The sequence below is a fragment of the Pseudoflavonifractor gallinarum genome (assembly GCF_014982855.1).
Lineage (GTDB): Bacteria > Bacillota > Clostridia > Oscillospirales > Oscillospiraceae > Pseudoflavonifractor_A > Pseudoflavonifractor_A gallinarum.
The window spans coordinates 60,482-75,100 of the sequence record NZ_JADCKF010000008.1 but is presented as its reverse complement, the minus strand read 5'-3'; the positions used below and the strand labels follow the sequence as shown (position 1 = coordinate 75,100).

Genomic DNA, 14,619 nt, shown 5'->3' with positions numbered 1-14,619 from the left:
AGGAGGAAATGCTATGACCATCCACTGGACAAAGCTCTGGCTCGACCTGTTCGGGACCACCGAGTGGGCAGGCATCAACCTGGGCTTCTGGGCCGCCATGGCGGCCACGGCCCTGGTGGTGATCGGTATGAACCTGCTGTTCTGGACCAGAAAAAAGAAAGAAGATTAAAAGGATGCGCCTGCCGTGGCTGCCACGGCAGGCGCATCCGGCTATGTATAACGTGTCTGTTTGCGCTTTTGCGGGCAGAAGGGGAAGATTTCCTTGCCTTTCCCGGATGGGTGGGATATAATAACACTTCACCTGTCAGAAAGGACGACTGCTATGAGACGCAAGCTCCCCATCTATGCCATCTGCTTTGTCAATTTGATTTATCTGGCCCCCTCGGTGGCGGTCAGCGGACTGCTGAGCGCCTTTCCGGGGGTGCCCGAGCCGGTGCTCCAGCTCCTGCTGACCCTGCCCAACCTGATGGGCATTGCGGGGATCCTGGGCGTGCCGCTGCTGACCCGCTTCTTTGCCCGCAAGCACCTGGCCGTGGCCGGGCTCTCCATCTACCTGTTCAGCGGCGCGCTGAGCTATGTGGGGCGGGCCTGCCTGCCGGTGCTGCTGGTGGGGAGCGCCATGATGGGCATTGCCTACGGCATGGGCTCCACCCTCTATCCGCTCCTGGTGAGCATGTACTACGAGGGGGAGGAGCGCCGCCGGGTCATGGGGGCCACCGCCGGGATCATGCAGCTGGGGCGCATTGCGGTGGTGCTGGCCGGAGGAGTGCTGGCCGACCTGCACTGGTACAATGTGTACCTCCTCTTTGCCCTGAATCTGATCCCCCTGGTGCTGACCATCCGCCTGCTGCCCACCGATGCGGTGGAAGGGCGGCGCGAGGGACAGCCGGGCGGCGGATGCGAGGGGTGGAACGTCCCCGCCATCCTGCGCCTGAGTGTCATCGGCTTTGTCTTTGCGGTGTGTTACTATGTGAATGTGACCCAGGCCTCCCTCTACATCGAGGGGTACGGGCTGGGGACCGCCCAGCTCACGGGGATCGTGACGGCGGTGGCCTCGGTGCTCTCGGGGCTGCTGGCCTTTGTGTTCGGCCCCATCTACCGCCGGACGGGGCGGTATACCTTTGCCTGGGCCCTTGGGATCATGGGCGGGGGCTACCTGCTGGCCGGGCTCCAGATCGGCCTGCTCCCGGCGGTCCTGGCGGTGTGCGCCCCGGCGGCGGGGATCGCCCTCTTCAACCCCTGCCTGATGCTGGAGCTCACCGAGACCGCCCCCCAGAAGACCCTGCCGGGGGCCACCGCGCTGGTGCTCACGGTGCTGAACGTGGGTTATTTTCTCTCTCCCTACCTGGTGGGGGCCTTTGTGCCCCTCTTCCCGGGGGAGGGGGCCGCGGCACAGTTCCTGGCCGGGGGCGGACTCTGCCTGTGTGCGGTGGTGCTGTGCGCGGCAGGGGAGCTGCGCCGGAGCGCCCGAGTGGTCAAGTGAGCAAATCCCCTCGAAAAAATGCCTGCATTTTTGAAAAGCAGACTCCCCCCGGTGTGCCCAGCACCGGGGGGAGTCTGCTTCTGTCGTTTGCTGCTTGGAGAAAAGAGAGAAATAGGTGTAGACCGAAGGAGGATGCGCGGAACAGGCCAGCCGAAGCCCATAGGCTCGCCTGCTCCGGGCGTCCCACTTGGGTGGGAGGGAGGAGGCCCCGGGCGGCGGAGGTCTCAGACCGCCGCCCGGGTTTCCCGCGCAGAGTTTGGAGAAAAGAAAGTTTGGAGAAAAGAAGTTTAGAGAAAAGAGAGAGTAGGGAGAAAACAGAAGAAAATCAGGACTTGGCCAGCGCCTCACCCAGAGAGCGGCACTGGGCCAGAGCGGCCTCGTCGGGGGTCTCGTGGGCCATCAGGCCGTCCTGACAGAGCTGTGCGCCCGACTGGTCGGTGCGCTCCTGCCAGTCGCGCATCCACTGCCCGTCGCCCCAGCCATAGGAGCCGAAGAGGGCCACTGTTTTTCCGCTGAGTTTGGACTCCAGCTCGGTGAAGAAGGGCTCAAATTCGCTCTCCTCCAGCACCTCGGCCCCCATGGCGGGACAGCCCAGGGCCAGACGCTCATACTTGGCGGCGTCGGCGGCGGTCAGCTCCGAGACCTGGAAGAGGGATACATCCGCACCGGCATTCCGGGCGCCCTCGGCCACTGCCTGGGCCATGGCCTCCGTGTTGCCCGAACCGGTCCAGTAGATTACCGCGATTTGCATGTCAAAACGACCTCCTTTGATGTAAGCGTATCCTTATGCAGCCTGCGCTCGCTGTGTTTGCAGCAGCTCCAGCAGGGGCGTCCCGTCGGCCAGCCCCCGGCACAGCCGGTCCCGGCACCGGTCGAATCGGGCAAAGCAGCCCCTGGCATAGGCCACGTCACCGTAGACCTTCCAGTATCCGCTCATGCGGCAGCACTCGCCCCCCAGGGCCAGGAAGCCCAGCACATCCGCCAGGGGATAGCCCAGGAAGAACCCGATCTCGTGGGGGAAGCCCGCGCCGTGGGAGACCCGGCCCCGCAGCAGCTCCAGCTGCTCCGCCAGAGTTCCGCCGGCCGGGTAGCCGCAGCGCAGCAGGCACGCCCGCACCTGGACCGGAGCCAGGGCCTGGCGCAGCAGCGCCGGGCGAAAGACCAGCAGCAGCCACCGGCGGTCACACTGGCACAGGGGGAAGAGCCGGATGCCCAGGGGCTCCAGCCGCCGGCCGTAGCGGGCGAGCAGGGCGGGCAGATCCGGATACTCGCTCCGGGCCAGAGAGACCAGGTTGGCCGGCGCAGCGCCCGAGAGGGCGGGGGCACAGTGAAAGGCGAGGGCCCGTTCAAACGCAGCGGATTGAGGATGCATGGTAACACTCCTTTTTGATAGTTAGTTTATGCTAACCTAAAGGGAAAGAGAAGCGGGGGAATGGCCCCCGTCCAGGAACTTGTTAGTTAGCTAAGACTAACTACATGTATGAGAATAGCACAGGGGAAGCGATCTGTCAAGGGTAATTTTTCAGTTTCTGCAAAAATCGCAGAAAAGATATTCTGTGTATCTCGTGCAAGGATGGGGGAGGGGGCGTGCAAATTGTGTGCAGTACTCCGCCTTGCACCGGGGAGAAGGCAGGCTCTATAATAGTGTCTACTGCATCGGGCGAAGGTCTCCCTCCAGACTCTGTCCGGTACCTGATTTGAGAGAGGATGACCCTATGAAACACGATTCCCAACGTACATCCGGGCGGGGCGGGGCCAGTCAGATCCTGGCCCTGACCTGGCCGATTTTTATTGAACTGCTCCTCCAGCTCATGGTGGGCAACGCCGACCAGATGATGGTGGGCTGGCACGATCCCAACGGGGTGGGGGCCATCGGAAACGCCAACCAGATCACCAATCTGCTGCTGCTGGTCTTTTCCGTGGTGTGTACCGCCTCCATGATCCTGATTTCCCAGTACATCGGCGCCCGGGACACCCGAAAGGTCAACCAGATCTACGCGGTCTCCCTGGCCGCCAATCTGGTCTTCGGGCTGGCGGTGAGCCTCTTCCTGCTGCTCTTCAGCCCCTGGGTCTTCCGGCTGATGGGGGTCCAGGCGGTCATGTTTGAAGAGGCCTGCCTCTATATGCGCATCATCGGTCTGGGCATGGTCTTTCAGGCGGTCTATCTGACCTTTACCGCCTTTTTCCGCAGCAGCCAGATGATGAAGGAGACCATGGCCGTCTCGGTGGTCATGAACTGCCTGAACATCGGCGGCAACGCCATCCTCATCAACGGCATCCCGGCGGTGGGGCTGCCCGCCCTGGGGGTGGCGGGGGCGGCCATCTCCAGCGGCATTTCCCGGGTTATGGGCGTGATCATCATTGCCACCCTCTTCCGCGTCCGCTTCGGACCGGTGCTCCGTCTGGAATATCTGCGCCCCTTCCCCCGGGAGGAGCTGCGGCGGCTGCTGCGCATCGGCATCCCCACCGGGGGCGAGTCGGTCTCCTACAACCTGTCCCAGATCGGGGTGCAGACCGTGTGCAATGTGTTCCCGGCCTTCGTGGTCAACACCCGGGTGTACGCCACCATGTTCGCCAACGTGACCTACCTCTTCGGCTCGGCCATGTCCCAGGCCTGCCAGGTGGTGGTGGCCCGGCTGATGGGCGGGGGAGAGATCGCCCGGACCGACCGGCAGGTCAAGACCACCGTGCTCATCTCCACAGGGGTGTCCACGGCGGTCTCGGTGGTGCTCTATGTCCTGTGTGAGCCGGTCTACCGCATCTTCACCTCGGACCCCCAGGTCCTGGCCCTGGCCAAGACCATCATGCTCATCGAGATCCCACTGGAGGTGGGCCGGGCGGTCAACATGGTGATGGTGCGCTCCCTCCAGGCCTGCGGAGACATCCGCTTCCCGGTGACCATCTGCATCATCGCCGCGTGGATCGTGGGGGTGGGCGGAAGCTACCTCTTCGGCGTGGTGTGGGGGATGGGCCTGGCCGGGCTCTGGATCGCCATGGCGCTGGATGAGCTGATCCGGGCAGGGCTGTTCCTCTGGCGCTGGCACGGCAGGAGCTGGTGCCGCAAGCAGCTGCTGGAGCCGAACGACTAAAAAAGAAAGGCGGGGACGCTCTTCCGTTTGGGAGAGCGTCCCCGCCTGTTATTTTGTCCCGGCGGGCATCCAGATCAATAGATCCCCTTGCCGCCGTTCCATTTCCAGTCCCGGACCTCGGGCATGTCGATGCCGTTGGTGATGATGTACTGCTTGTGCTCCACCAGCTTGTCCTTCATGAGCTGGATGAGGAAGGAGCCCCGGTTGCCCAGCTGGGGCAGACGCTTGACCACGTCCTCCACCAGGTGGAAGCGGTCGATGTCGTTCTGGACCCGCATGTCAAAGGGCGTGGTGATGGTGCCCTCCTCCTTGTAGCCACGCACGTGGAGGCGCTTGTTGTGGCGGCGGTAGGTGAGCTCGTGGATGAGGGTGGGGTAGCCGTGGAAGGCGAAGATGATGGGCTTGTCCACCGTGAAGAGGGCGTCGTAGTCCTCGGCAGTCAGGCCGTGGGGGTGCTCCGTATGGGGCTGGAGCTTCATCAGGTCCACCACGTTGATGACCCGGATCTTGAGCTCCGGGAGGTATTTGTGCAGGATGGTGACGGCGGCCAGGGTCTCCAGCGTGGGGGTCTCGCCGCAGCAGGCCATGACCACGTCGGGCTCGCACCCCTGGTCGTTGGAGGCCCACTGCCAGATGCCGATGCCGTGGGTGCAGTGCTTGATGGCCTCGTCCATGGTGAGCCACTGGGGACGGGGGTGCTTGGAGGTGATCAGCACGTTCACATAGTTCCGGCTGCGGATGCAGTGGTCGAAGCAGGAGAGCAGGCAGTTCCCGTCCGGGGGGAGGTAAAGGCGCACCACGTCGGCCTTCTTGTTGGCCACATGGTCCAGGAAGCCGGGGTCCTGGTGGGTGAAGCCGTTGTGGTCCTGCTGCCAGACGTTGGAGGAGAGGACGTAGTTGAGGGAGGCGATGTCCTGCCGCCAGGGGAGCTGGGCGCAGACCTTGAGCCACTTGGCGTGCTGGGCGAACATGGAGTCCACGATGCGGATGAAGGCCTCGTAGCTGTTAAAGATGCCGTGGCGGCCGGTGAGGAGGTAGCCCTCCAGCCAGCCCTGGCACATGTGCTCGGAGAGCATGGAGTCCATGATGCGCCCGTCGGGGGCCAGGTACTCATCCCGGTCGGTGCGTTCGGCGTTCCAGCAGCGGTTGGTCTCGTGGAACACGGCGCCCAGCCGGTTGGACATGGTCTCATCCGGGCCAAAGACCCGGAAGTTGCGGGCCTCGGCGTTGAGCTTGAGGATGTCCCGGACGAATTTGCCCAGCTCGGTCATGTCCTCGCCCTTGACCTCGCCGGGGGCGGGGACGTCCACGGCGTACTCCCGGAAATCGGGGATGCGCAGGTCCCGCAGGAGCAGTCCGCCGTTGGCGTGGGGGTTGGCGCCCATGCGCCGGTCCCCCTTGGGGGCCAGAGCCTGGAGCTCGGGGATGAGGGTGCCGTTGCGGTCGAAGAGCTCCTCGGGATGGTAGCTCTTGAGCCAGTTTTCCAGCAGCTTCAGGTGCTCCGGGTGGTCCTCGCCGATGGAGATGGGCACCTGATGGGCACGGAAGGTCCCCTCCACCCGCAGGCCGTCCACCTCCTTGGGGCCGGTCCAGCCCTTGGGGGAGCGGAAGACGATCATGGGCCAGCGGGGACGGGTGGTGTCGCCGGTGGTGCGGGCGCTCTGCTGGATGCGGTCGATCTCCCGCACGGCCCAGTCCAGGGCGGCCGCCATCTGCTGGTGCATCTTGACCGGGTCGTCCCCCTCCACAAAGCGGGGGGTCCAGCCGCAGCCCTTGAAGAAATCCTCCACCTCTTCATGGGTGATGCGGGAGAAGATGGTGGGGTTGGAGATCTTGAAGCCGTTGAGGTGCAGGATGGGGAGCACCGCGCCGTCAATGACGGGGTTGAGGAACTTGTTGGAGTGCCAGGCGGTGGCCAGGGGGCCGGTCTCGGCCTCGCCGTCGCCCACCACGCAGGCGGCGATGAGGGTGGGGTTATCCAGCACCGCGCCGAAGGCATGGGCCAGGGAATAGCCCAGCTCGCCTCCCTCGTTGATGGAGCCGGGGGTCTCGGGTGCCACATGGCTGGCGATGCCGCCGGGGAAGGAGAACTGCTTGAAGAGCTTCTTCATGCCCTCCAGATCCTGGCTGATGTTGGGATAGATCTCGCTGTAAGTACCCTCCAGATAGGTCTGGGCCACCATGGCGTTGCCCCCGTGGCCCGGGCCGGAGAGGTAGATCATGTTGAGGTCATACTTGGTGATGATGCGGTTCAGGTGGGTGTAGATGAAGTTCTGCCCAGGCACCGTACCCCAGTGGCCCACAATGGTCTTCTTGAGGTGCTCGCTTTGCAGGGGTTTCCGGAGCAGGGGGTTATCCAGCAGATAGAGCTGTCCGGCGGCCAGATAATTGGCGGCCCGCCAATAGGCGTCGATCTTACGCAGCATGTCGGGGGTGAGGGGCCCCTTCTTTGACATGCGGGTGGATGTTTTAGCAACAGCTTTTGCTGTGGTTGCTGCCTTTCGAGCCAAGATAACGACCTCCTTATTTCGCTTATTACGCTGTTATTATATGCTTAATTGAGAAAAAGTCAAGAAAAATGGATAAAGTTCACGATTTAAAGAGGGGAATGCGGGAGAAAGGACAGCAAAAGTGCCCATAGAGTGGGAAAAACGCCAATGTCATATAAAGACATATCCCCCTCCGCCCGGAGGGGCAGAGGGGGACGAAGTGGCAGAGAGTGAGCTATACGCCGTAGCTGGGTTCCAGCGTGAAGCGGGACAGGGAGAAGGAGGCGCCGTCATAGGTCACGTCGGCCAGGAGCCGGGCGAAGTAGAAGGGCTCCTCCTCGCCGGACAGGCGCAGGCCGATGCCGAAGACCGCGGTGATGCGTCCGTCCTCCTCCCGGAAATAGGTCTGCCCCTGGAAGGTGAGGGGCTGGGCCGGGTCGGGGTCGGGCAGATCCTCCAGATAGTAGAGGAGGGAGCTCTCCTCCGCGGTCAGGGACACCCCGCCCGAGATGGGGTCGAACTGATAGCCGACGGTGTCCTCCAGGGTGGACACCCAGTCCTCGGCCCGGAGGGCGGTGTCGGTCCAGCCGTCCTCCTCCGGGCGGTAGAGATGCAGCTCAAAGATGTGCTGGTCGGTGGTGTTTAAGGTCAGATAGTTGACGGCCAGCTCCGAGGAGCCGTCCCCGTCAAAGTCCGCCCACCACAGATCGGGGAGGCGGGGCGATTCGTCGGGGAGAAAGCGCTGGTCAAAGGGGAAGAGGTCCTCCTCCTGCCGGAGGATCACCCCGCCCCCCAGGCCCGGGTTGAGCCCGTAGAGGGTGAGTCCGGCCTCGGGGACCTGGCCCAGCAGGAGGGCGCCGGGGCCGTCCAGGGCGAGAAAGGTCTCCAGATCGGAGACGGCGCACCCGTCCAGGGTCTCCGCGGTCAGGGGAGCGTCCTGGGCTGGGGCGGACGGAGAGGACGCCGCCGGGAAGCTGCTCTGAGGGGTGGGCGCGGCGCAGGAGGCGAGCAGGAGCAGGGAGGCGCTCAGGCAGAGAAGGGAATGACGCAAGTACAAATCAACCTCACAATCCAAGAAGAGACAGGTGTTACGGCTGGCAGGAGATCGCGTCGATCTTGGTCTTGGAAAACCAGCGATACAGCACCAGCGCGCCGATACAGGGGAGGGCTTCGGCGATGACAAAGGCGTACCAGACCGCCCCCGCGCCCGCCGCAAGGCCCAGCAGGAGGGCCAGGGGGAAGATCAGGATGACCTGCCGCAGCAGGCTCAGGCCCAGGCTGAGGGAGGGCACGCCCAGGGCCTGGAAGGCCGAGCTGAGCAGGATGGAGATCCCGGCGGGGAGGAAGGAGAGGCACAGGATGCGCAGGGCGGGAATGCCGGCGGCCAGGGTGGCGGCGTCGGCGTCAAAGAAGCCCAGCAGCGCCCCGGGGAAGAGGAGGAAGACCGCCGTTCCCAGCAGCATGATGCCTCCGCCGATCAGCAGGGCGAAATGGATGGCCTCCCGGATGCGGTCGGGGCGCTTGGCCCCGTAGTTGTAGCTGACGATGGGGGTGAGGCCGTTGTTCATGCCGAAGATGGGCATGAACACGAAGGACTGCACCTTGAAATAGGCCCCCATGATGAAGACGCCGGTATCCGAGAAGAGGGCCAGGATTTTGTTGGTCCCCAGGGTCATGATGGTGAAGAGGGACTGCATCACGATGGCGGGCAGTCCGATGCGGTAGATGTCGGCCACGATGGCCCCCTGGGGGCGGAAGCCCCGGAAGGAGACGTGGACGATGGGGCTGCGTGCCACCATGACCAGGCCGATGACCATGCCCACCACCTGGCCCAGCCCGGTGGCGATGGCCGCGCCGGCCACCTCCAGACGGGGGAAGCCCAAGAGGCCAAAGATCAGAATGGGGTCCAGGATCAGATTGACGATGGCCCCCACGCCCTGGATCACCATGGGGCCGATGGAGTTGCCGCTGGCCTGGAGGACCCGCTCGGCGGCAAACTGCATGCAGGAACCCAGGGAGAACAGCACCACGATGCGCAGGTAGGTCACGCCGTACTCGATGACCCGGGGCACATCGGAGTAGAGCTCCATAAAGGGACGGGCAAAGAGCATGCCCAGGGTGAGAAAGACCACCCAGCACAGGAAGTAGAGGAAATAGCCGTGGCAGGCCACGGCGCTGGCCTCCTCGGGCCGCTTCTGGCCCAGACGGCGGGAGAGCATGGTGTTCACGCCCACGCCGGTACCGGCCTGGATGGCGGTGATCAGGCTCTGCACCGGAAAGACCAGGGAGAGGGCCACAAAGGCGTCGCTGTTGAGCTGTGCCACAAACATGCTGTCCACCATGTTGTAGAGGGCCTGGACCAGCATGGAGAGCATCATGGGCCAGGACATGGTGAGCAGCAGGGGACGGACGGGCATGACGCCCATCTTGTTTTCGCTGGGAGACAAGGGGGAATCCTCCTTTCCATTGGGACAGATGGACAAAAACAGCGGGCTTTCCATGGGAAAACCCGCTGTCCGGCTTCTGTCACAGGCTGTGCGGGGGGACGACGGGGCAAAATCAGCACAGCCAGTATTTAAACTTACACGTTTATTATAAGGGAAAAGGAAGGAAAAGTCAACCGGGAAGGCCCCTTACAGGGTTCTGGTATACCGCAGGTCCACACAGATCATGTCGTGGGGGAAGGGGATGTCCTTGTGGGTGCCGTCCCAGGCGAAGCCGTGGCGGGCATAGAACCGGCGGGCCCGGGCGTTCTCCTCCAGCACCAGCACGAAGCAGGAGGCGAAGCCGTCCGCCTTCAGGCGGCGGAGGGTCTCCTCCATCAGCATGGAGCCGTAGCCCCGGCCGATCTCGGCGGGCTCGGCATAGAAGGAGCACACCTCGCCCCAGCCGGAATAGGCCGCGTCCCTGGGCAGGGAGAGCCGGGCGGGGCCGTAATTGCAGCAGGCCACCGGGGTGTCTCCCCGGTAGAGGAGCAGTCCGTGGCACTTCCCGGTGCGGTGGTCCTCCCGAAAGATGGGGACCCAGTGGTCCTCGGTGATGACGTCCCGCAGGTAGTCCTCGGGGACATAGCCGGGGTAGGTGTCGTGCCAGCCCCGGGCGTGGATGGCGCTCATGGCACGGAAGTGTTCCTCCGTGCAGGCGTCCACAAAGTGCAGCTCATCCATCTTAGGCCTCCACGGGTACCCGCTCTTCCCCGGCCGGGGCGTGAGAAGCCGAATCGGCCTCCTTGGCCAGGGCACGGGCGTTGGCCAGCATGAGCTTGATGCGGTTCTCCTGGTTGATCTTGGTGGCGCCCGGGTCGTAGTCGATGGCCACGATGTTGGACAGGGGATAGTCGTCCTTCAGCTTGCGGATCATGCCCTTGCCCACGATGTGGTTGGGCAGGCACCCGAAGGGCTGGGTGCACACGATGTTGGGGGTGCCGGAGTGGATGAGCTCCAGCATCTCGGCGGTGAGGAGCCAGCCCTCGCCCATCTTGTTGCCCTCGCCCAGGTAGCCCCGGATGAGGCGGCGCAGGTCGTCAAAGGTGCCCGGCGCCCGGAAGCCGCCCGCGCTCATGGCGGCGATCATGGCCCGCTGGCACTTCTTCACATAGTTCTCAAAGAGCTCGCACACCTTCTTCTTGATCCACTTGCCGCCGTAGAGATCCACGTCCACCTCGCGGTTGTTGATCTTGAAGATGATGAAGTCGGTGAGGCCGGGCACCACGGGCTCGGCCCCCTCGGAGAGGAGGAACTGCTCCAGATTGTTGTTGCCCAGGGGGGAGTACTTGATGTAGATCTCGCCGACCACGCCCACACGGACCTTGGGCTCCCCCTGGACGGGGATGTCCCGGAAGGTCTGGACGATCCACTTGAAGTTCTCGCACATCTGGGGGTAGGAGAGGCCCTTGCCCTGGTCCATGCCGTCCAGGAGGCGCTGCATGCAGGACTCGATGGCCGCGTCGGTCTGCCCGGCGGTGACCTCGTAGGGGCGGACCTGGTTGGAGGTCTGCACGATGATATCGCCGTACATCATGGCGAACACCGCCTTGCGGATGAAGGGGAGGGTCAGCTGGAAGCCGGGGTTCTTCTCCAGGCCGGAGAGGTTGACCGACACCACGGGGACGAACTCCAGCCCCGCCTTCTTGAGGGCCTTGCGCAGCAGGTGGATGTAGTTGGAGGCCCGGCAGCCGCCGCCCGTCTGGGTGATGAGGAGGGCCACCTTGTGTACGTCGTACCGCCCGCTCTGGATGGCGTCGATGAGCTGGCCGATGACCAGGAGGGCGGGATAGCAGGTGTCGTTGTGGACGTACTTCTGTCCGGCGTCCACGATGCTCTTGCCGGAGGTGTTGAGGGTCTCCACCTTGAAGCCCTCCCGCTCCAGCAGGCGGGCCATCATGCCGAAGTGGACGGGGAGCATCTGGGGCATGAGGAGGGTGTACTCCTCTTTCATCTCCTTGGTGAAGAGGAGCCGCCCGGTCTTATCGTATACTAATTCAGCCATAGCTTGCTTCCTTTCGATGGGGTGAGGTTCACTGCCGGGCCTTCCGGGCCTCGATGGCGGCCATCAGGGAACGGATGCGGATGGTCACAGCGCCCAGGTTGCTGATGTCGTCGATCTTGAGCTGGGTGTAGAGCTTGCCGCCCTCCTCCAGGATGTCCCGCAGCTCGTCGGTGGTGATGGCGTCGGTGCCGCAGCCGAAGGAGACCAGCTGGATGGCCTGCATGTCCTCCTGGGTGCACACATAGCGGGCGGCGTTGTACATCCGGCTCTGGAAGGTCCACTGGTTGAGCACCTTCCGGGGGGCGTAGCCCTCCAGATAGCTCAGGGCGTCCTCGGTGACCAGGACGAAGCCGAAGGAGGTGATGAGGTCGTTGATGCCGTGGTTGATCTCCGGGTCGATGTGGTAGGGGCGGCCGCACATGACCAGGATGGGCATGTCGTGGGCCCGGGCGTACTCGATGTACTCCTTGCCGGTCTCCCGCACCACGTCCAGGTAGTTCTCGTAGGCGGTGTAGGCCGCCTGGGCGGCCATGCGGGTCTCCCGCTTTGGGATCTGGAACTCCCGCTCCATGAGGGCGGAGATCCGCTTGATGAAGTCCTTGTGCCGCCACAGGCCCACATAGGGGTCCAGGAAGCGGGTCTTCTTCAGAGAGGGCACGTTGGCAGCCAGCAGCTCCGGGTAGTAGGCCACCACGGGGCAGTTGTAGTGGTTGTCGCCGATGCCCTCGTCGTTGTTGTAGGACATGCAGGGGTACCAGATGGCGTCCACCCCCTCCTCCACCAGGGCCTCCACATGGCCGTGGAGGAGCTTGGCGGGGTAGCACACCGTGTCCGAGGGGATGGTGCGCTGGCCCTTCAGGTAGAGCTTGCGGGAGGACTCGGGGGAGAGGACCACCTCAAAGTTCAGCTTGGTGAAGAAGGTGAACCAGAAGGGGAGGTTCTCGTACATATTCAGGCCGAAGGGGATGCCGATGCGGCCCCGGGAGCCGTCCCCCTCGCCCATGCCCTGGAGGGAGCGGAGCTTCTTGTACTTGAAATTCATCAGGTCGGGCAGCTGGGTCTTCTCCTTGCCCAGGGGGCGGGAGCAGCGGTTGCCCGAGATGAACTTGCGTCCGCCGTCAAACTGGTTGACGGTGAGGGAGCAGTGGTTGGTGCACAGGCCGCAGGTGACGGGCTTGGCGGTGTGGGTGAAGGACGCCAGATCCTCCCGGGTCAGGAGGGTGGAGCGCTCCAGATGGAGGTCCCGGGCGGCCAGGGCCGCGCCGAAGGCCCCCATGAGGCCCGCGATGGTGGGACGGGTCACGTCCCGGCCCAGCTCCTGCTCAAAGGCCCGGAGCACGGCGTCGTTCAGGAAGGTGCCGCCCTGCACCACGATGTGGCGGCCCAGGTCGTCGGCCGAGGCGGCCCGGATGACCTTGTAGACCGCGTTCTTCACGATGGAGATGGACAGTCCCGCGCTGATGTCCTCCACGCTGGCGCCGTCCTTCTGGGCCTGCTTCACGGAGGAGTTCATGAACACGGTACAACGAGAGCCCAGGTTCACCGGGCGGGGGGAGAAGAGCCCCAGCTTGGAGAAGGAGGCGATATCATACCCCAGGGCCTTGGCGAAGGTCTCGATAAAGGAGCCGCAGCCGGAGGAGCAGGCCTCGTTGAGCATGATGGAGTCCACCGCGCCGTTGCGGATCTTGAAGCACTTCATGTCCTGGCCGCCGATGTCGATGATGAAGTCCACGTCGGGGTTGAAGTGGGCGGCAGCCTTGTAGTGGGCCACCGTCTCCACCAGACCCAGGTCGCAGCGGAAGGCGTTCTGGATGAGGGCCTCGCCGTAGCCGGTGACCGCCGCGCCCTTGATCTGGATGCGGTCCCCGCACAGCTCGTAGAGCTTGCGCAGCTGCTCCAGCACGATGGCCACGGGGTTGCCCTGGTTGGAGTGGTAGTAGGTGTAGAGCAGTCCGCCGTCCGCCGTGATGAGGGTCATCTTGGTGGTGGTGGAGCCGGCGTCGATGCCCAGCCACGCGGGTCCGGCGTAGGTCTCCAGGTCGGCCTTGGGCGGGTGGTTGGCGTTGTGGCGCTCCAGGAAGGCGGCGTAGTCGGCCTCACTGGTAAAGAGGGGGGGCATGGTGTCCACGGTGGTCTTGGCGTCCACGCTCTCCTCCAGCAGCTTGAGGACCTCCTCGAAGGGGCGCTCCCGGTACTCGTCGGCACAGAGGGCCGCGCCAATGGCGGCGAAGCAGTCGCCGTCCTCGGGGAAGATGGCGTGCTCCCCGTCCAGGTGGAGGGTCTCCACAAAGCGCTCCCGCAGGCCCATGAGGAAGTGCAGGGGGCCGCCCAGGAAGACGATGGTCCCCTTGAGCTCCCGGCCCTGGGTCAGACCGGCCACGGTCTGGTCCACCACGGCCTGGAAGATGGAGGCGGCCACGTCCTCCTTCCGCCCGCCCTGGTTGAGGATGGGCTGGATGTCAGTCTTGGCGAACACACCGCAGCGGGAGGCGATGGGGTAGATCTTCTCATGCTGGAGGGAGAGCCGGTCCAGCTCGTCCGCGGTGACGTTCATCAGGGTGGCCATCTGGTCGATGAAGGCACCCGTTCCACCGGCACAGGAGCCGTTCATGCGCTCCTCCAGGGCGCCGCCGAAGAAGATGATCTTGGCGTCCTCGCCGCCCAGCTCGATGACGGCGTCGGTGGCGGGGTAGTACTCCCGGACGGCGGCGGCGGTGGCGTAGACCTCCTGCACGAAATCGATGTTGCTGGCCTTGGCCACGCCCAAGCCGGCCGAGCCGGTGATGACCAGCTTGACCTGCTGGCCCCGGAATCGGTCCTCGATGGAGTGGAGGGTCTCGCAGGCCCGCTCGCGGGTCTTGGAGTAGTGCCGCTCATAAGAACGGAAGAGCAGTTTGTTGGATTCATCCAGCACCACGACCTTGACGGTGGTGGAGCCGATATCAATGCCGATGCGCAGGCTCATAGCCGAAATCTCCTTCATGTTCCCGGGGCCGGACCGGCCCCGCTCGGAAAATATGAAATACACGTAACTTACATAATAGTACAAAATTTTTCATTTTACAACCCC

The 14,619-nt window shown here is 64.1% G+C and carries 11 protein-coding genes; 3 read left to right on the top strand and 8 right to left on the bottom strand.

Going from position 1 to position 14,619, the window contains the following annotated elements; all coding sequences use genetic code 11:
* Positions 1-13 precede the first annotated feature (13 nt).
* Positions 14-169, top strand: a complete 156-nt coding sequence (locus tag INF37_RS09835; RefSeq protein WP_180956920.1) for a hypothetical protein — start codon at positions 14-16, stop codon at positions 167-169.
* Between the two features lie 153 nt (positions 170-322).
* Positions 323-1,483, top strand: a complete 1,161-nt coding sequence (locus INF37_RS09830; protein WP_193538041.1) for an MFS transporter — start codon at positions 323-325, stop codon at positions 1,481-1,483.
* Positions 1,484-1,808: 325 nt separating this feature from the next.
* On the opposite strand, the gene INF37_RS09825 is transcribed toward INF37_RS09830, so the two are convergent.
* Both INF37_RS09825 and INF37_RS09820 read right to left on the bottom strand, forming a co-directional pair.
* Positions 1,809-2,234, bottom strand: a complete 426-nt coding sequence (locus tag INF37_RS09825; protein ID WP_101692740.1) for a flavodoxin — start codon at positions 2,232-2,234, stop codon at positions 1,809-1,811.
* Between the two features lie 33 nt (positions 2,235-2,267).
* Complete coding sequence (locus tag INF37_RS09820) at positions 2,268-2,855, bottom strand: DUF3793 family protein (RefSeq protein ID WP_193538039.1); 588 nt, start codon at positions 2,853-2,855, stop codon at positions 2,268-2,270.
* Between the two features lie 343 nt (positions 2,856-3,198).
* Here INF37_RS09820 and INF37_RS09815 point away from each other — a divergent pair, with 343 nt between their 5' ends.
* Positions 3,199-4,572, top strand: a complete 1,374-nt coding sequence (locus INF37_RS09815; protein ID WP_193538037.1) for an MATE family efflux transporter — start codon at positions 3,199-3,201, stop codon at positions 4,570-4,572.
* Between the two features lie 74 nt (positions 4,573-4,646).
* Here the strand turns inward: INF37_RS09815 and INF37_RS09810 are convergent, their stop codons facing one another.
* The 6 genes from INF37_RS09810 to INF37_RS09785 form a co-directional block, all read right to left on the bottom strand.
* On the bottom strand, positions 4,647-7,028 hold the full coding sequence (locus INF37_RS09810) for a phosphoketolase family protein (protein WP_101692743.1): 2,382 nt from the start codon (positions 7,026-7,028) through the stop codon (positions 4,647-4,649).
* A gap of 268 nt (positions 7,029-7,296) precedes the next feature.
* Positions 7,297-8,112, bottom strand: a complete 816-nt coding sequence (locus INF37_RS09805; protein WP_101692744.1) for a hypothetical protein — start codon at positions 8,110-8,112, stop codon at positions 7,297-7,299.
* 37 nt (positions 8,113-8,149) lie between these two features.
* Positions 8,150-9,508 (bottom strand): MATE family efflux transporter, encoded by a 1,359-nt coding sequence (locus tag INF37_RS09800; protein ID WP_235964289.1) that lies wholly within the window; start codon positions 9,506-9,508, stop codon positions 8,150-8,152.
* A 186-nt stretch (positions 9,509-9,694) separates the two neighbouring features.
* Positions 9,695-10,228 carry a GNAT family N-acetyltransferase gene (locus tag INF37_RS09795; protein ID WP_101692746.1) on the bottom strand — a complete coding sequence of 178 codons (534 nt, stop codon included), beginning with the start codon at positions 10,226-10,228 and terminating at the stop codon, positions 9,695-9,697.
* 1 nt (position 10,229) lies between these two features.
* Positions 10,230-11,549 (bottom strand): 2-hydroxyacyl-CoA dehydratase, encoded by a 1,320-nt coding sequence (locus INF37_RS09790; RefSeq protein ID WP_101692747.1) that lies wholly within the window; start codon positions 11,547-11,549, stop codon positions 10,230-10,232.
* Positions 11,550-11,577: 28 nt separating this feature from the next.
* Complete coding sequence (locus tag INF37_RS09785) at positions 11,578-14,514, bottom strand: acyl-CoA dehydratase activase (RefSeq protein ID WP_193538035.1); 2,937 nt, start codon at positions 14,512-14,514, stop codon at positions 11,578-11,580.
* Positions 14,515-14,619: the final 105 nt, after the last annotated feature.